The organism is Streptomyces fructofermentans (assembly GCF_014651055.1).
Taxonomy (GTDB): Bacteria; Actinomycetota; Actinomycetes; order Streptomycetales; family Streptomycetaceae; genus Streptomyces; species Streptomyces fructofermentans.
On the sequence record NZ_BMWD01000014.1, the window covers coordinates 161,196 to 178,543 of the forward strand.

The 17,348-nt window shown below is 71.3% G+C and carries 15 protein-coding genes and 2 pseudogenes; 8 read left to right on the top strand and 9 right to left on the bottom strand.

Going from position 1 to position 17,348, the window contains the following annotated elements:
* Window positions 1–122: 122 nt before the first annotated feature.
* Window positions 123–926, bottom strand: coding sequence for a hypothetical protein (locus IE265_RS20595; RefSeq protein ID WP_190037108.1), 804 nt, complete (start codon window positions 924–926; stop codon window positions 123–125).
* A 396-nt stretch (window positions 927–1,322) separates the two neighbouring features.
* On the opposite strand from IE265_RS20595, the gene IE265_RS20600 reads away from it, so the two are divergent.
* Complete coding sequence (locus IE265_RS20600) at window positions 1,323–2,123, top strand: hypothetical protein (protein ID WP_190037109.1); 801 nt, start codon at window positions 1,323–1,325, stop codon at window positions 2,121–2,123.
* Between the two features lie 153 nt (window positions 2,124–2,276).
* Here the strand turns inward: IE265_RS20600 and IE265_RS20605 are convergent, their stop codons facing one another.
* Window positions 2,277–2,798, bottom strand: a complete 522-nt coding sequence (locus IE265_RS20605) for a GNAT family N-acetyltransferase (protein ID WP_190037110.1) — start codon at window positions 2,796–2,798, stop codon at window positions 2,277–2,279.
* Window positions 2,799–3,550: 752 nt separating this feature from the next.
* Here IE265_RS20605 and IE265_RS20610 point away from each other — a divergent pair.
* Window positions 3,551–6,091, top strand: coding sequence for a discoidin domain-containing protein (locus tag IE265_RS20610; RefSeq protein ID WP_190037111.1), 2,541 nt, complete (start codon window positions 3,551–3,553; stop codon window positions 6,089–6,091).
* Between the two features lie 84 nt (window positions 6,092–6,175).
* Here the strand turns inward: IE265_RS20610 and IE265_RS20615 are convergent, their stop codons facing one another.
* From IE265_RS20615 to IE265_RS20625, 3 genes are all read right to left on the bottom strand, one after another.
* On the bottom strand, window positions 6,176–7,417 hold the full coding sequence (locus IE265_RS20615) for an NAD(P)/FAD-dependent oxidoreductase (RefSeq protein WP_190037112.1): 1,242 nt from the start codon (window positions 7,415–7,417) through the stop codon (window positions 6,176–6,178).
* A 378-nt stretch (window positions 7,418–7,795) separates the two neighbouring features.
* Window positions 7,796–8,122 carry a GYD domain-containing protein gene (locus IE265_RS20620; protein ID WP_190037150.1) on the bottom strand — a complete coding sequence of 109 codons (327 nt, stop codon included), beginning with the start codon at window positions 8,120–8,122 and terminating at the stop codon, window positions 7,796–7,798.
* A gap of 130 nt (window positions 8,123–8,252) precedes the next feature.
* The gene (locus IE265_RS20625; protein WP_229916333.1) at window positions 8,253–8,723 is read right to left on the bottom strand and encodes a hypothetical protein; all 471 of its coding nucleotides are present in this window, start codon (window positions 8,721–8,723) and stop codon (window positions 8,253–8,255) included.
* A gap of 93 nt (window positions 8,724–8,816) precedes the next feature.
* On the opposite strand from IE265_RS20625, the gene IE265_RS20630 reads away from it, so the two are divergent.
* From IE265_RS20630 to IE265_RS38480, 3 genes and pseudogenes are all read left to right on the top strand, one after another.
* Window positions 8,817–9,359, top strand: coding sequence for a hypothetical protein (locus IE265_RS20630; RefSeq protein WP_190037113.1), 543 nt, complete (start codon window positions 8,817–8,819; stop codon window positions 9,357–9,359).
* Window positions 9,360–9,541: 182 nt separating this feature from the next.
* Window positions 9,542–10,087 (top strand): hypothetical protein, encoded by a 546-nt coding sequence (locus IE265_RS20635; protein ID WP_190037152.1) that lies wholly within the window; start codon window positions 9,542–9,544, stop codon window positions 10,085–10,087.
* 252 nt (window positions 10,088–10,339) lie between these two features.
* Window positions 10,340–10,564, top strand: a pseudogene (locus IE265_RS38480) (hypothetical protein); the annotation flags it as partial.
* A gap of 52 nt (window positions 10,565–10,616) precedes the next feature.
* Here the strand turns inward: IE265_RS38480 and IE265_RS20640 are convergent.
* Entirely contained in the window at window positions 10,617–12,104 is a 1,488-nt protein-coding gene (locus IE265_RS20640) for an FG-GAP and VCBS repeat-containing protein (RefSeq protein ID WP_190037114.1), read from the bottom strand.
* 247 nt (window positions 12,105–12,351) lie between these two features.
* Here IE265_RS20640 and IE265_RS20645 point away from each other — a divergent pair.
* The 3 genes and pseudogenes from IE265_RS20645 to IE265_RS20655 all read left to right on the top strand — a co-directional run.
* Window positions 12,352–12,574, top strand: a pseudogene (locus IE265_RS20645) (transposase family protein); the annotation flags it as partial.
* 114 nt (window positions 12,575–12,688) lie between these two features.
* Window positions 12,689–13,027, top strand: a complete 339-nt coding sequence (locus tag IE265_RS20650; RefSeq protein ID WP_190037115.1) for an inner-membrane translocator — start codon at window positions 12,689–12,691, stop codon at window positions 13,025–13,027.
* 1,141 nt (window positions 13,028–14,168) lie between these two features.
* On the top strand, window positions 14,169–15,077 hold the full coding sequence (locus tag IE265_RS20655) for a replication-relaxation family protein (protein WP_190037116.1): 909 nt from the start codon (window positions 14,169–14,171) through the stop codon (window positions 15,075–15,077).
* A gap of 940 nt (window positions 15,078–16,017) precedes the next feature.
* Here IE265_RS20655 and IE265_RS20660 read toward each other — a convergent pair.
* From IE265_RS20660 to IE265_RS20670, 3 genes are all read right to left on the bottom strand, one after another.
* The gene (locus tag IE265_RS20660) at window positions 16,018–16,263 is read right to left on the bottom strand and encodes a hypothetical protein (protein ID WP_190037117.1); all 246 of its coding nucleotides are present in this window, start codon (window positions 16,261–16,263) and stop codon (window positions 16,018–16,020) included.
* 287 nt (window positions 16,264–16,550) lie between these two features.
* Window positions 16,551–17,027 (bottom strand): LexA family protein, encoded by a 477-nt coding sequence (locus IE265_RS20665; RefSeq protein ID WP_190037118.1) that lies wholly within the window; start codon window positions 17,025–17,027, stop codon window positions 16,551–16,553.
* On the bottom strand, window positions 17,024–17,266 hold the full coding sequence (locus IE265_RS20670; protein WP_190037119.1) for a DUF8825 domain-containing protein: 243 nt from the start codon (window positions 17,264–17,266) through the stop codon (window positions 17,024–17,026). The genes IE265_RS20665 and IE265_RS20670 overlap by 4 nt, the downstream gene beginning before the upstream one ends.
* Between the last annotated feature and the right edge of the window lie 82 nt (window positions 17,267–17,348).

Genomic DNA, 17,348 nt, shown 5'->3' on the forward strand with positions numbered 1-17,348 from the left:
CATGGTGTCATTCCCCGGACGGGCCGGCGCAGTCCGGCGTGAGGCGGCGGATTGCCGGAGGAGGGCTGCGGGAAGTCCGGTGCGGGCAGCGGGGATTGGCCGTGGGCCGGGCACATCCGTCATTACGACTTCGCGAGAACGGTTTCGACCCCGTCGAGCATCCGGCCCAGCAGGTGGAGCGCCCGAGCCCGTACAGGTGCCCCGCGCGCGGTGCCCCTCCAACGCGCTTGCGTGAACGACTCGACGGCGTCGAGGGTCCCGGTGTCGTCGCAGGCCGCCAGCACCAGGACGAACCGTACGTAGTCGCCGATGTCCGTGCCTAGGGGATGGTGGTCGGCGAAGCCCTGGAGGCGTGGTGTCAGGGCGGGCAGGGTCCGGGCCGTGGGGTGGACCACCGCGAGCGCGGCGAGCGCCAGGCGGACCGCCGGGCACTCGTCCGCCCAGCGGGCGAGCAGGTCCGCAGTCCGGCACCGGACGGCTTCCCCGGCCCGGTACTCGCTGTCGGGATCGGCGTGCGGCGGGGTGTCCGGCCAGCACTGGGCGCGGTGGCGCTCGGTGACGGTGGCCACGGCGAACAGGAGGCCGACCACCTGGAAGCGTTGGCGTGGTGGCACCCGGTCGTCCACGGCAAGGGCCGCGAGCAGCGGGACGGCTCCCGCGGTGTACGGGTCGCACGTGTCCTGGTGGAGGACCTCCGAGTAGAAGTCGCCGAGGAAGCGGCCGTCGTCGTGCCAGTACGGGTCGGCCGAGGGCGCGAAGAGCAGGGCCGCCTGGGGCGGTCGCGGGATCGGCACGCGGTCGGCGACGACATCGCGGTAGACCAGCCGGACCGGCGGACCGAAGACCCGGCCGGTCCGCCAGGCTTCCTGAAGGTCGGCGCCGCCCCCGTCGTCCGGGGTCGCGTACGGGGACGGGGTGGATGTCATGGCCGTCGCAGCCTAGAACCTGGGCATCCGGACGGGACCGGCGGGGCCGACGGACCTCGCCACAACTCCGGCTGCCCCCGGCGCTCTTGCCGCTGTAGGGGCGCTCGCCGCCAAGTCCGGTGTCCGACAGATCACATCCGGTCCGAATGAGTCGCAAAGCGATGATCTCCGTATATGTGGATCAGCGCCGGTTCGACGCCGCGCCGGATCCGGGTCCGCTTCCGCCTCCGGGGCACGCGGCATACCGCGGTCAGGTGCGCGGGCGGCATCGGGGCCGAGGCGGGACCGAGGTCCACCGGAGCCCTGTCGACAGGTCGGCGCGTGCGACGAGCCCGCGGGGGCGGCGATCCCCCGCGTACGGCCTCGCGGGAACCGTGAACGAGCAAGGAGCAGAGCATGGCAGGCAGTACGGGGACATCCACGTGCGGGGCGCTCACCGGGAAGGAGCTTGCCGTCGGCCCGTCGGGGGACCACCGGAGCGGTACAGCCCTCGCCGCGTCGAGGCCGCCGGTCCGCACCGCCGGCCTCGCGCAGCCTTCCGAGGCGGCCGGCGACGGCCCGGTGTTCGTCGACACCACCGGGCGTCGGCGGCGCTGGCTGCGCACGCTGGGCTGGGTGGTCGCGTTCTCGTGCGTGGGGTTCGCCGCCACGGTGACGGCGGTCCTGGCCCTCGGGAACGCCGCCGCGCCCTGGATCTCGCTGCCGGGCGGTGACAAGAAGGCCCGTACCTCCCGCGAGGTCCCCGCGGTCACGGACCTCCCCGCGCCGACGGTGGGTCCGTCCCCGGGCGCGCAGAGGGTGGATCCGGTCTCCCCGTCGGGTGCCCGGAACCTGACGGTCGACGGCGGGGAGCCCAGCAGAAACGTTTCTGAAGCTTCCGCCACGCCGTCCGGCACCCCCGGGAGCGGCCGGCCCCGCACCCCCGCGGAGACAACTCCCGCCTCCAAGGGCACGGAGGGCGGCACGCCCGCGACGACGTCGCCGGGTACCGCGACGGCCACCCCGTCCCCCTCGTCCACTCCCGGCGGCGACGGGTCGGACGAGGACGGCGAGGGCGGCGGAGCCGTCGAGGGCGGCTCCGGCGGCGGGGATGCCACCGCGTCGCCGACGCCCGGCGCCGGTGGCGACGCGATCGTCGCGGGCGGGCCCTCGGACACCCTTCTCCGCGGCCTGTCCCTGCTGACCCCGGCCCTCTGACACGGGCGGACCCGGAGCGGGGTGCGGCCACGGGTCGCCCCCGGCGGAGGACGGCACCCACCGACCGGCGCCCGCTCAGGCGAGCGGCACCCCGTCGACCGGCCGGGCGCCCCGCCCCCGGGTGGCCCGAACCCGCCGCGACGGGCGCCCGGTTCAGGCCCCGTCGCCGCGGTGTACGGGGCGTTCCATGCAGATCAGCCGCCCCCGGTCGTCCCACGACGGTACGACCGCGAAGCCGAGGCGTTCGTAGAGCGCGACGGCTCCCTCGCGCCAGGCCCATACGGACAGGCCGACCCTGTCGATCCCGGCTCCGGGTGCTTCGGCGAGGGCGTGCGCGACGAGTCCGGAAGCGACGCCGCGCCCTCGTACGGTGGGCTCGGTCCAGAGCCTCTTGAGCTCCGAGCGCCCGTCGACGGGCGCGGTCACGACGAGGCAGCCGGTGAAGGTGCCACCGAGTCGGGCCATGAGCACCAGGTCGTCCCGGAACGCATCGGCCGGGTCCAGGATCTCCGCGCGGTACCGGTGCGGAAGGTCGTCCACGGACGCGACGGCGACGCCCTTCTCCGCCTCGGTCGCCAGGTGGTACGCCGCCAGGAGCCGCGCCAGACCGCGCTCGGGGACGCCGGCCCCGCCGGAGCCGGGCCGGAAGGCGTGGATGTCGATCGTGCCGGTCATCCCGTCAGCATCACACGCCCCAGCGGGGCCTGGTGACAGCGGTCCAGTACGTCCCCGCAGCGGCACCGCGCATGGCGGTGACCCTCCTGCGCCACATGCGCCTCGTTCGCCTGGTACGCCGCACGGGTCTCCTGCTCATCCTGTGCGCCTCGCCGACCCCGTACGTCGCGCAAGGCTGCGTGTGCCACGCCTGCCTCGGCGTGCCGACCGGCGAGCCCGCGGCCCCGACCGCAGGCCCGGCGGGCCTGTGCCCGCCACGCCCTGCCCGAGGTCTCGCGGGTCCGCGGTGTCACCGGTGCGCGGCGGACCGGCGCGCGTTCAAGCTCTGACCGAACGGGTCCGGTCGCCGGGCATCCTCAACACCCGTCCGCACGGCAGTCGTTCAAGCGGGATGCGGGCGAACGGCGCCTGGATGCGCGCTCCCGGTCGTCTTCAACTTCTGACACCCTCACGTCCGTCCGCCGCACCGCCGAAGGGACGTCCCAGCAGCTCAACGGGCATGCGGGTCGCGCGAGTTGCCCGGGTCCCCGCGAAGGCTCGTGAAGAAGACGCGTCCAAGGGGTTGCCGACCGATTGCCTCATGACTTAAATCAACGCCTGAAGTAAGTAGTGCGGTCAACCATTCGCCCTCCTCCCCCACCGGCGCCGTCCGGTTCTTCAGTACGCCCTCGCGCAGGAGCCCCGTCAGGGGGGCACCCCGCCCGTGAGCGACCCGGACGCCCCGTCCCGCATCATCCGAACGGAGTGCACGCATGAGACTCAGATCCTTGGGGATCGCCTTCGCCGCCATCGCGGCGCTGGTCGCCATCCCCGCCCAGGCGCCGGCCGCGGCGGCCGAGACGCCACTGTCCCAGGGCAAGTTCGCCACCTCGTCCTCCGACGAGAACGCCGGAACCCCCGCGTCCAGCGCGGTCGACGGCAACACCGGCACCCGGTGGTCGTCGGCGGCCGCCGACACGCAGTGGCTCCAGGTGGACCTCGGCGCGTCGGCCACCGTCACCCGGGTCGTCCTCAACTGGGAGGCCGCATACGGCAAGGACTACCGCATCCAGGTCTCGGACAACGGAAGCTCCTGGTCCGACATCAGGACCGTGACCGGCGGCGACGGCGGCACGGACACCCTCGACGTCTCCGGCCAGGGCCGGTACGTCCGGATGTACGGCACCGCCCGGGGCACCCAGTACGGCTACTCGCTTTGGGAGTTCCAGGTGTTCGGCGACGGCGGCGGAACGTCCCCGACGTGCGGCACGGCCAACGCGGCCAAGGACAGGCCCGCCACGGCATCCTCCACGGAGAACGGCGGCACGCCCGCAGCGAGCGCGTTCGACGGGAACACCGGCACCCGCTGGTCCAGCCAGGCGTCCGACCCCCAGTGGGTGCGGGTGGACCTGGGCTCGGTCCAGGACATCTGCCGCGTCGACCTCAACTGGGAGGCCGCGTACGGCAGGGAGTTCACCCTCCAGGCCTCGGCGAACGGCCAGGACTGGACGACCCTCAAGACCGTCACCAACGGCACCGGCGGCACGGCCTCGTACGAGGTGAGCGGCTCGGGACGGTACGTACGGGTCCACGGCACGGCACGCGGCACCGCGTACGGCTACTCCCTGTGGGAGGTCGCGGTGCACACGGGCTCCGGCGGCACCCCGCCCGTCGAGGGGGGCGGTGACCTCGGCCCCAACGTCATCGTCGTCGACCCCAGCACACCCAACCTCCAGGCCAGGTTCGACCAGGTCTTCGCCCAGCAGGAGTCGAGCCAGTTCGGCTCCGGCCGGTACCAGTTCCTGCTCAAGCCCGGTACGTACAACGGCATCAACGCCCAACTGGGCTTCTACACCTCGATCTCCGGGCTGGGGCTCAACCCTGACGACACGAAGATCAACGGTGACATCACCGTGGACGCGGGCTGGTTCAACGGCAACGCCACGCAGAACTTCTGGCGCTCCGCCGAGAACCTGTCGATCAAGCCCGTGAACGGCACCAACCGCTGGGCCGTCGCACAGGCCGCGCCGTTCCGGCGGATCCACGTCGAGGGCGGCCTCAACCTCGCCCCGGCGGGCTACGGATGGGCATCCGGCGGCTACATCGCCGACTCCAAGATCGACGGCACGGTCGGGCCGTACTCCCAGCAGCAGTGGTACACCCGGGAGAGTTCGGTCGGCGGCTGGACCAACGGCGTCTGGAACATGACGTTCTCAGGCGTGCAGGGCGCCCCCGCGACGAACTTCGACACCGGTCCGTACACCACGCTGGAGACGACCCCGGTCTCCCGCGAGAAGCCCTTCCTCTACCTGGACGGCAACGACTACAAGGTCTTCGTCCCCGGTAAGCGCACCAACGCGCGCGGCGTCTCCTGGCCCGCCAACGCCGGCGGCACCTCGCTCCCGCTGGACCAGTTCTACGTGGTCAAGCCCGGCGCGACCGCCACGACCATCAACGCGGCCCTCTCCCAGGGCCTCAACCTGCTCTTCACGCCCGGCGTGTACCACCTCGACCGGACCATCGAGGTGACGCGCGCCAACACCGTGGTCCTCGGGCTGGGACTGGCGACCCTCATTCCGGACAACGGCGTCGACGCCATGCACGTGGCGGACGTCGACGGCGTCAAGCTCGCGAGCTTCCTGATCGACGCGGGCGCCGCCAAGTCCGACACCCTCCTCCGACTCGGCCCGGCTTCCGGCTCGGCCGACCACGCCGCCAACCCGACGAGCATGCAGGACGTGTTCGTCCGCGTCGGCGGTGCCGGCCCCGGCCTGGCCGCCAACTCCGTCGTCGTCAACAGCGACGACGTGCTCATCGACCACACCTGGATCTGGCGCGCCGACCACGGCGAGGGAGTCGGCTGGGAGACGAACAGGGCCGACTACGGACTGGTGGTCAACGGCGACGACGTACTCGCCACCGGGTTGTTCGTGGAGCACTTCAACAAGTACGACGTGCTGTGGAACGGCGAACGCGGCCGCACCGTGTTCTTCCAGAACGAGAAGGCGTACGACGCGCCCAACCCGGCCGCGATCACGCACGACGGCATCGTCGGTTACGCGGGCTACAAGGTCGCGGACAGCGTCGACGTCCATGAGGCGTGGGGCCTGGGCAGTTACTGCAACTACACCTCGGACCCGTCGATCGTCCAGCAGCACGGCTTCCAAGTACCGGTCAAGGCGGGCATCAAGATGCACGACATCCTGGTGATCTCGCTGGGCGGCAAGGGGCAGTACGCCCATGTCGTCAACAACACCGGTGCCCCGACCTCGGGAACGGACACCGTGCCGTCCAAGATCACCCAGTTCCCGTGACGCGCGCGGAGTCGAGGTGACCTGAGAGCGTGCGGCCCGCCCCAGCGGCGGGCCGCACGTGCGTACCGCGCGCCGTCGGCGGCCCTACCGCCCGAGGTCCCTTGCCACCTCGCGGGCCGCGCGTGCTCCCGAGGCCAGAGCTCCCTGGACGGACCCGGTGGCGCGGTGGTCCCCGCACACGTAGCGCCCGGGAGTGACACGCGAGGTACGGCTCAGCGGCAGCGGGGGCGCCATCACGGGCAGGGCGTCGGGAATCGTGCGCACGGTCAGCAGGTCCCAGCCGCCGGTGTCGGACCCGTACACCTCCGCGAGCGCCGTACGGATCTCCCCCTCCCGACCCGGCCGGTCCTCGCCGAGCACCGAGGTGGCGACGAGGGAGGTCCCCGCGGGCGCGTAGCCGGGCACCACCTCGCTGAGCACGCACGTGTTCAGGAATCGACGCCGCGCGTCGGTGAGCAGGGTGGGTTCGGCGAGCGGGGAGCGCGTCGCGGCATGGTAGTAGGTCGTCGTCACGCGATAGCCGGGCACGTCGAGTCCGGGGAGGAGCGTCGCGGCCGGTACCGGGCCCGTCGCGACCACGACCGCACGGGCCGGGAGTTCGGTGCCCGTGGCCAGTTCGACACCGTCGTCGGTCAGCGCCGCCACGGGGGTGTCGAGGCTCACGGTCGCCCCGGGCAGGGCCCCGGCGAGCAGACGCGGTACCGCCCCGATGCCCTCTCCGGGCAGGCAGAGCGTACCGCGCAGCATGCTGCGCCAGACCAGGTGGAAGAACCGTCCGGACGTCTCCAGTTCGTCCTCGAGGAAGACGCCGGAGAGGAAGGGGCGGAAGAAGCGCTCGACGAACTCCTCGGAGAACCCCGCCGACGCGAGCGCCGTGCGGGTGGTGCGGTCCTCGCCGTGCTTGAGCACGCGTACGGGCGCCAGCATGTCCCGTGCCGACAGGGCGGCCAGCGCGACGAGGTCGCGGGTGCCCGCCAGCCGCCCCGGACGCAGGTCGGGCAGGCTGCGAGGGTTGCGGGTCGGGTCGCTGAAGCGCAGCGGACCGTCGTCCGTGTGCACCAGGACCCCCGGGGTGAAGGGCCTCAGCCGCAGTTCGCGCAGCGGCAGCCTGCGGCGCGCCTGCGGATAGGAGGTGTTGAACACCTGGAAACCGCGGTCGACGACGAACCCCTCGTGGCGGTCGGAGCGCATGCGCCCGCCGACCGCGTCGGAGGACTCCAGGACCTTGACGTCGAGCCCGGCCCCCAGGAGGTCGCGGGCGCAGGCCAGGCCGGCGAGTCCGCCGCCGACCACCAGGACATCGGGGACGCCGCGGGTGGCGGCCATGGCACTCTCCTTCGTTCGGCGCGTCCTTCCGGGAGCCGCGGCCACGGCGGTCCGCGGCACGCGCGGACCGCCGCGCATCGTCGTGCGCGGTCCCACGACGCATCTTCCCGCCGCGGTGCCCCCACGGACGCAGGGCGCGCGGAAGTGGGACCGTCGCGGCGGCCCGCGGGGCGCGGGGCGACCACCGCGCGCGGTCACCCTGGCGCAGTCACCAGGACCCGCACCGTCCTTGAGCGGGAGCGCGAGCGGAAGCGGGAGGTCGGGTCGGGTCGGGTCGGGTCGGGTCACCATCCCCTGACGCCCGCTTCGGCAGCCGGCTCCGCCCGGCCCCGGTGCGCCGGGCCCGCCGGTCGTGGCTGTCGCCACGGGGCTGATCCGCTACGTGCCCGGCGCCCGGTACCGGATCTGCTCCGCCTTGCGCAGGGCGTCCAAGGTCTCGTCGACGGTCAGGAGAACGGTCGTCTCGAAGGAGCTGAGTGCTCCGCCCCCGCTGATCGCCAGGGCAACCGCGGCCATGGACACGTCGTCGGGAGCCTCCCACAGGTTGTAGCCGTCGTGCGTGCCGAAGGCGTACCAGAAGCCGTGGAGCCTTCCGCCGACGGACTCGATGTAGGACTGTGCGGCCTTCGCGCGGTCCTCCGGGTGGCCGATCAGCCTCGCCCACGTCTCCGGCGTGTAGCTGAACCTCGACAGGTAGAGCGGCATCATGTCTCCCTTTCGTCCCTCAAGGGATGCCCCACCGGGCAGCAGACGCGACGGGAACCGCCTGCCTGCCCCCCGAACGGCCGGAGGTGCTGACAGGCGCGGCTGGACACCCCGGCACCCCGGCGCCCGGTCAGGCGGAGGCGAAGGCCTCCTCGGGGGCGTCGTCGAGGACGAACCCGTTGTCAAGGCGCACGCGGACCGTGACGAGGAGCATCCGTCGCTGGTGGACGTCCCAATGCTCCTCCAAGGCCCCCACCTGCTCCTCCAGTTGGGTTCTGCTCGCCCGCGGCATCTGGTGGCCGAAGTCGTCGAGAAGCGACTTGAGACGCAGGTACTCACGGACCTCGTGGCTCTGCTGCCGATGGTGCTCCACCACCTGCTCGACAGTGCCCTCGATGCCCGCGGCCAGGGCCAGGGAAGCGGTGAAGGCACCCGTCTCCTCCGAGGGCTCACCGGCGAGGGTCACCGACTCCCCCACTCGGAGATCCATGGCCAGCCGCACCCGTTGGCCCACGTTCAGCGTCATCGGTCCTTCGTCCTCCCAGTCGTCGCCGGCGCCCGGCTCCACATGTCGCCGCCAGGCATACCGGACAGGGAGCATGATCCCACCCTCACCTCCGACCACTCCCGCCTCCGGCCACGACAGGATCGAAAAGGGCTTCCGCCGCGACTCGGGCCTGGCCATAATCCGGTCATGACCGGGAACACCTCACGTGCATACCAGGAGCGCTACGGCTGGGACCTCAGGACCACCGGAGTCGTGTCGCTCTCGGCCGTCTTCACCGCTGTCCTGCTGCTCCCGAACATTCCCTTGATCGCGCGAATACTGGGCCTGCCCCTGTTCGGCGCGGGCGGGCTGTTCATGGCGTACATGGCACAGAGCCGCAAGGTCGCGTTCCGGGTGGACGAGACGGGTGTACTCCTCGGCGGAAACCCCGCCCGGTACGGGGCGACCACCGCCCACGTGCCCTGGAACGACATCAAGGGCCTCGTCCTGTGGCGCCAGGTCGCGGGCGGTGCCTCCGTGTCCTACGTCGGGGTCGCCCGCAGGAAGGGCGCGCCGGCCCTGCCCGGAGACGGCCCGAACGCGCGTGCCGCCCTGAAGCGTCTCGTTCCGGTTCCCGCCGATACGGCCATCGCGTCCCGGGCGATGACCGGATGGCGCGTCGACAAGGACCGACTGGCCGCTGCCGTGGCCCATTTCGCGCCTGGCACCCCTGTGCATGACGACCGCTAGGCGAAGCCGATCCTGGGCACGTCGGCCGGCGCCGGGAAGCCTTGGGGCGGCGGGTGCCGTCGCCTCGCGGCCGGCGTGCCGCCGCCCTCGCCCGAGGATCGCGGCACGCCATGCACGCGTGACGGCTGAAGCCCCTCCGCGACGACCGGTGCGTATGTCGGAGGTGGTCCAGGTTGGCTGACGTGGCTGGGCCGGTGCGGAGTTATCGGTATGTCGGACCGCTGGAGCTGAAGGCCGCGGTCCGTCCTGGTGGCGGTGGGTGTCGGATCGCCTCGGCGGGTGACTTCGACGGGTGGATCGGGGAGCAGCCGGCGGCGGAGCTGGCCGAACCGTTCACCTTCGTGGTCGATACGGACCGTGTGCTCCGGCTGGCGCCGCGGCGGAGCGAGCACGTGGCCTGTGCCGGCGGAGGCACGGTCCTGGGGGCCGGCGAGATCAGCTTCACGCGGGACGCGGACCGGTGGGCCGTAAGTGAGGTCAGCAACCAGTCCACCGGATACTGCCCGGACGTCAGCTCCTGGGTGGAGGTCGCCCGCGCGCTGGACGCCGTAGGACTTGAGCGGCCTTCCAGCTTCACCCACGAAGTGGTGTTCCGGCGGTGCCTCGACTGCCAGGAGCACAACATCGTGCGTGAGGACGACTTCGTCTGCGTCTTCTGCGGCAGCGATCTCCCCGCGGTGTGGAACGTCGATCCCACCGGGACTCGGATGGGACCGCCGGCTCCCTGATACGCCTTGCCCGCGCAGCACTTCAGCTCTTGGTGAGGAGCGCGTCGATGATCCCGTGGTGCCGGGCGGCCGTCAGATCGTGAGTCGAGTCGGGCAGCGCTGCTGCGACCACAGCAGACGTCCGAACGGATCGGCGAGGACCTGCGTGCTCGTGCCATGGCTCTGGAGATTCCCGACGTAGTACAGCGTGGTCGGCACCTCGCAGCGGCACGAATCACGGGGGCACTACATGGCTGCCATGGGGGCGGCTGCTCCCGCCCGGACTTCGTGGCGCTCGCGGAGTCCTTCGGCGTCCCCGGCGTACGCGCTACCCCGCACTCCCTGGCCGACGACCTCGCCAAGTCCGCTGCTACGCCCGGCCCTTCAGTCGTCGCGCTGCCTGCGGTGCTGCGGATGTTCGCGCCGACGCACCTGGACCGAGGCCGTGAGGCGACCCGTGCACCTCGGCCGAAGCCGGCTCGCCCCGGCCGGACATGACGGTGGGGCGGCACCAGGCCGCCCCACCGAACCCCCGTTGCCCGATCGCCGCTCAGCGCAGGAGCGCGCCGAAGTGGGCGCCCGTGGCGGGCGCCGAGAGGTCGCCGGCGCCGAACGCGAGGGACGACGTGGCCGTGAGACCGGTCGCCGTGCCGCGCAGCACCCAGACCGCCCCGTTCCAACTGTTCTCGGCCAGGGAACCGGCCGCGAGGTCGGCGTGGCCGTCACCGTCGACGTCCAGCAGCGCGCTGCTCGCACCGAACTGGTCGTCGTTCTCGGCGACTCCGGGTACCCCGGCGGTGTCCTGGTGGAAGGTCTGCGTACCGGCGCCCGTGACACCGGAGGCGCTGCCGGGGACCAGGGCGACGGACCCCGCGTCGGTGATGTCGCCGATGTCCTCGCCCGGGATGCCGAGCGCGATGTCGCCGAAGCCGTCACCGTTGACGTCCGCCACCGAGACCGTGGAGCCGATCCCGTCGCCCTCCTCCTCCACGCCGGGGAAGCCGGGCAGGTCCTGGTCGAAGGTCTGCACGCGCTGGTCGGACAGGCCGGAGGCCGACCCGAACGCGATCTGGACCTTGTCGCCGTTCCAGTAGTTGCCCACCACGACGTCGTCGAACCCGTCGTTGTTCACGTCCCCGATGCCGGTGCCCGTACCGGTCGACGTGCCGTCCGCGGGGACCCAGCCGCTGGTGAAGCCCGTGCTGCCGCCGCCGAGGAACAGACGGTTGCCCCACTGGCCGTCGCCCGCGTACTTCCAGGCGACGATGTCGTCCTTGCCGTCGCCGTTGACGTCGCCAGTCCGGGTGGAGCGGATGGGCCCACTGATCGAGTCGCCGTCCTCCTGGCAGCCGCCGTTGGTGGCGCAGGACGCGTCGTTGGCGTCGTAGCCCCACCAATCGGCCTTGTCCAGCAGCGGCAGGGTGGCGGTGGGCTGTCCGGCGCGGGTGACCGGGCCCTTCCACACGGTGGCATCGCCGCTCGCCGGGTCGTCGCCCGCGCCGGACAGGTAGGAGAACAGGGCGAGGTCCGTCTTGCCGTCGCCGTCGAAGTCGCCGGTCGTGGGGGACTGCCCGTATCCGGGTATGGCCGTGCCGCCGGTGAGTCCGGAGGCGGAGCCCCAGAGGATGACGGAGCCGGGACTGCCGCCCGAGATCACCAGGTCGCTGAAGCCGTCGCCGTCCAGGTCGCCCTTGGTGAAGTTGGTCCCGAAGCGCTGGTTCGCGGTGGCGGAGCCGGGAACGCCGCTGGTGGAGCGGCTGATGAGCTTCTTGTTGGCGGCAGAGACCCCATTGGCGGAGCCGTACGTGACGGCCACGTAGCCCGCCTTGGCCTTGCTGGAGATCGTGGCGTCCGGAGCCGACACGACCAGGTCGGCGTATCCGTCGCCGTTGAAGTCGTCCTGCGGGTCCGCGGACCCGGTGGCCGCCAGCGCCGGGCCCCCGGTCAGAGCCATGGCGCCGAATCCTCCGGCGACCAGCACCGCGGCTGCCAGGGGTGCGGTGAGCGCGGTACGGGTTCGGCGGTGTGCTCGGGACATACGTGAGCCTTTCGAGTCGGTCGGTTCTGTACGCGGAAGGCCGCGTTCAGTGGGTACGACTCGAGCCGGGCGATCCCAGTTGTACGTCCCAACGTCATGGATTCGTAACCGAGGAGACTGGTGTGGCGCTGAACTACCCCGTTTGCAAGAGGAGTTGAGCGCGTGTTGCGCGTGGGTGTGCTGGTAGCAGCAGGTGGGTGTCGGCAGCATGGAGCGCCGGCTGCCTGATGACAGGGCGTGAGGGGGCGGTGCCGACGGCACCCTGCGAGTTCCCTACGGGGGGCGAGGGGAGACGTTGTCCGCCGGTCAGCGGGCTGTCAACCTCACACGCGAAGATCCGTGCGCTCGTCGAGCAAGCTATGGCCGCCCTGAAGACCTGGCGGCTCCTGCGCAGGCTGCGATACTCCACCACTCGCATGACCAGCCTGGTCCCGACCGTCCTCACCCTGCCCCTGGCCTGCTCAAACTGAGTGGCTGTGGGAGATCGCCGAGACCGAGTAGGCCCATAAAGAGCGGAGTACGCCTAGGTTGCGAGTCGGCGACGACCTGCTCGGAAAGGTGAGTTCCGGGCCGATGGTTGAGCCATGTCCGAACTTGCCGACAAGCACCCCTCCGGCGGAGAGGCTGCCCTCACTGCAGGTTGTCTCCTGCTTCTCGTACTGGTGGCGGATGCGGCGGCCGTGCTGTTGGTCGTCATCGTGCTCACCGTCCGTGGACTGGGCCGGATGGACGCCAGCTCCGGACAGACAGCGACCAGCGTGCCGCCCCTGGACTGGGCGCCAGTGCTGGGCTTCGGCGCTCTGGCCTTGGCGGTCGGCGTAACGGCCGTCGTGCTGCTGCGGATCGGGCCCCGAGTTGCCGGCGCGGTGCAGCTCACGCTCTGCGTCTTCCTGGCAGTCCACACGCTGATGTCTTGGCCCTGACCCAGATGTAGTCGGAGTGGCAACGTAAGTGAGCGCTGGCCACTTTGCGTTGCCATCGAGGGCACCTGGGAAAGGAAGGATCCAGTGCAGGAACAGAAGTGGAAGACGCCCAGTGTCATCGCACCGCAGGTGGCCCGGATTCCATCGTGCGGATCTCGGGAAGGTTGGCGCGTTGCTGCTCGGCATCACGCCCCACATCTCCGCGCGCACTCCCAGACGACAGCGCGCCGATCACCCTGGCAGAGCGTCCGATGCGATCCCGAGCGGGCGGCGCGAGCGCGGAGGCCCCGCCGACGCGCAACCCGAAACGCGTGCCGCCAATCCCCCGAAGCGCGCCACCCACCCCACCCACCCCTTCTTTCCTTCTTCTTGTTGTCCGGTGTGGCGTGGAGGTGTGCTGAGGGGGATGTCGGGTGCGTGGTCGTGTGCCGTCCGGTCTTTGAGCTGCGTATGTGTGAGCTCGGCGGCTCGGGTTCCGCAACCTCGAACGCAACGCCTGACGCAACGGCAGGCTGCAACGCCGGATGCGACGCGGGTGCAGACCCTGCTCATCTGGAAGGCGTCCCGGCCCGGAAGCGGCCGACACCTGCGAAGCGTGCGGCCGGCGCGGGCACTTCCCGCCGAGCCGGTCGACGGCGAACCCGAAGAACTCCTGGAAGCAATTCAGAGCGCGGCGCTGCTCGGCTGCAGAGGCGTCGGCTCCTTCTCCAGCAGTCTGGCCCAGGACGACCGGCCGCTGCTGCAGACGCCGGATGCCCTCACCGAGGCCGGACGACGGGCGTGGACACGCAAGCGGGTCCGCGAGCAGGCTGAGATACGGGCGGCAGCCGTAGGACCCGGCTGTGCCCAGCACCGTCCGACGCGTAAACACGCACCTGCCGAGGGGTTGTTGGCCCCCTCGCGCTCCAAGTGGCGCGGCGGCGGACGGCCTTGGCACGGCCCCGGGGCGAAGCCCTCCACCCTTCCCCTGGCCCGTCTGCGCACGCTCGTGGTCAGGGCCCCGGAGGGGGCGACCACGGGCCACGCCACGGAGTGGTTTCGCAAATGTGACCGTGGTCGGGGCCGTATGGTCGGTGGTCCGGTCGGGGCTGACGGGTTCGCTGAGCGCCGGATGAGTCCGCCACCCGGCCCGAGGACCCGCATGACCGACCCCGCTTCACCAACGAGTTCGCCGACGCCCGGCGCCGCTGAACCACTGCGTCACCAGGTGCTGGCCGCGATCGCGCAGCACCGTCTCGCCACGACCGCTCAGCTGCGCCGGATGCTGCGGCCGCAGGGCTCGCGGCAATTGCTGTCCCGGGCGCTCAACACGCTGCGTTCCGAGGATCTCGTCGACTTCACCGTGCTGCCGGATACGCACCGCTCACGTACGCGCGCCTGGTACCTCACCCAGGAGGGCTCCCGCCTGACCCGCGGCCTGCCGGTCCTGCGGGGCCGGCCGCCCTACCCCATCACCTCGCGCACGGCCGCGTCGCTGAAAACCCCGCACACGCTCGCCGTCGTCCAGGCCCACCTGGCCTTCGCCGCCGACGCCCGCCGGCTCGGACACGAGCACGGCCCGTGGGACTGGACGCCGGAGGTGTCGCACTCGATCGGCGAGGGCGAGAGACTCACGGCCGACGCCCTCATGTACTACACCGTCGTCGAGACCGAGCGCCGGCGGAAGCTGCGGGCTTTCGTGGAGGTCGACCGCACCACCATGAGCAGCGAGCGCCTGGCCGTGAAGTTGATCGGGTACGCGCGGCTGTTCCAGTACGAGGTCCAGCCCGTCGGCCGCCGCAAGCCGGCCTCCACGGGCCCGGTCTGGCTCCGCTGGTATCCGGTCTTCCCCCGCGTGCTCTTCGTCCTCACCGGTGCTTCCCGGGCCAGGTTGGACCACCGAATCCGGGATCTGCAGGCGATGGTCGCCCAGCATCCGCTCGTGGCAGCCCTCGCCCGCGAAGTCCGACTCGCAGCCGCCGTGCTGGAAGACATCGAAAACCACGACCCCGCCACACCACCATGGGTGCCACTCACCGGCGGCGAACCCCGCACCTGGACCGACCTGTAGCAACCCCGCCGTGCACCTGAACAGACACGACACGACCTCGTGCCGCCGCACATCCACGGCGTCTTCCCACGGACCCCTACCGAAACGCCACCAAGGCACACACGCGAGGGACCATCCCCGCGGGTGCGGGGGCAACAGTTCACCCGGCCGGACCGACTGTCCGAGCTGGGACCATCCCCGCGGGTGCGGGGAGCAGAGCCGCTATCCACGCGAACTCGGTTCGACCCCAGGACCATCCCCGCGGGTGCGGGGAGCAGACGTCCAGCTTGTACACGGCGGAGGCCGACTTGGGACCATCCCCGCGGGTGCGGGGAGCAGACTGCCCGACCTGGGCCTTCAACTCCGACGCGGGATGGTTCCGGCACCGCGTGGACGTCGACCTCGGGCTTGTACTGCTCCCCGCACCTGCGGGGATAGCCCCCAACGCGCGCAATACGACGCAGGGCGGGCTGCTCCTCGCACCCGGGGAAAGTCGCTCGCCTGCGACCGAGGTCGCTGCCCCCTGCAGCCGCAGGTATGGTTCTGGCGCCAGACCGAGACGGGCCCGGGCACTGCCCGGCAGCGGGCGGAACCGAACCAGGGCCGCGTTGCCGCTGCCGTCCAGTCGGCTTCGATATGGTCTTCGCCGCTTTCGGCCACAGGCTGTCCACGGCCCCGGCAGACCCGTACCGCAAGCCCGGCCACGGCAGTTCACAGGAGCGCCCAAGAGCGCACGCAGATGCAACGCCCGGTTCGCGCGTGCCGACTGGCGCAGTCCTGTCCGTACATCTGTCATCCACATGGTTCGCTGAACAGATCAAGTAGGCCAGGGTCCCCCGCCACGCCGCACCTTCCTGGGCCCGACCATGCCCGATCCGGGCCCCAACCCCGGGGAGACCAGAACACACAGCCAGAACGCACAGCTGAGCCGTTCGGGTTCGGGTCAGAGCGTTCCGCACACTCAGTCAAAGCGCAGCGGGTCGCCGGAGCGCGGCTCACACAGCGTGCGCCCGTCGGGTCCGAATCGGCCCAGGTCCGTCTTCAGGGCAGCACTCGCGCCGATCTGCCGTGCTGTCCAGCCGGCGACATCGGGCAGCCGTCCTTTCGGGGGTCCGCCAGCCAGTGCCGCGTAGCGGCGGTCGGGGAGCGGGCCGGGGTGCGGGGCGTCGTGGTCGGTGCCGGAGATCCGGCGCTGCAAGCCCGTCATTCGGGTCAGGGCGTCGAAGTTCCCAAGCGGGCGTCGATCAAGTCGCGATGTTGGGTGGGACCCGGGCTCTTGCGCAGCGCGCTTGTGCAGTTGGTTGTGCAATGGTTCGTCGCTTGCGCAATGGGCCTTTGCGCAACTCGCGCAGCCGAGAGTTGCGCAATGTCACGCGGATCAGCCCCGACCCGGGCGCGCTCGGGGGGCGGGGCTGTCGATGAAGGAGTGTGGTCGTGAAGGGCGGTCGCCTACGCGGCGAAAGGCTCCATGAGGCTTCAGCCGAACGATCGTCCTCATGGGCTATGGGTGAGGCCCGGGGACACTGTCCCCTTCACAACCACGCATTCCACAACCCGCAGCCGGTCACGGTTGTTCCCGCCGTCGGCGTCTGTCGAGCGGACGCTTCTGCTCGGGTGGCGTTCCACTGGTGGGCGCGGCGGTCGCGCCACCCGATCCAGCCGCGGTCGTCCAGGATTGTCGGGATCCTGGATGCCGGCGTGATTGAGGAAGACCGTCAGGTCGTGGTCGCTGTCAGCTCGGTGGGGGCACGTGGTCAGGCGGCAGGTGCGCCAGCCGGACCCGTCCCGTACGAGTGCGCCGCGCACTTCGAGGTTGCGGAGGTGGTAGGCGACCGTGCTCTTGCTGCGCAGTCCGACCGCGGCGCCGATCTCCGTCATGGTCGGGCCTTCTCCGTGCTCTGCGATCGAGTGCTGGATGCAGGCCAGGATCTGCTCCTCGCGCTCGGTCAGGTGCGCAGGACGCCGGTTCACCGCGCGCCTTGCTGCAGTGCGCGGGCGTGACTGCGCAGCCGCGCACGCGCGGCCGGCGCCCGGCCCGGGCCCGACCAGAACGGGTGCCACCACAAACGGGCCGACAGCACCACCAAGCGGCGCCGGAGCTCCGCCGACCCCGCCGCAGGGCTCAGGCGGGGCTCGGCGAGGGCGGCATAGGTGCGGTTCCAGGCCGCCTGCAGCTCGATGAGGTCGTGAGGGAAGGCGATGGGGTCCATTCCCGTATTAGCTCATGTGTTCTATTTCTTGTTCAAGTCGACGTCCGGATCAACGGTGCCTGCGTTGCGGCAGGCGTCACGC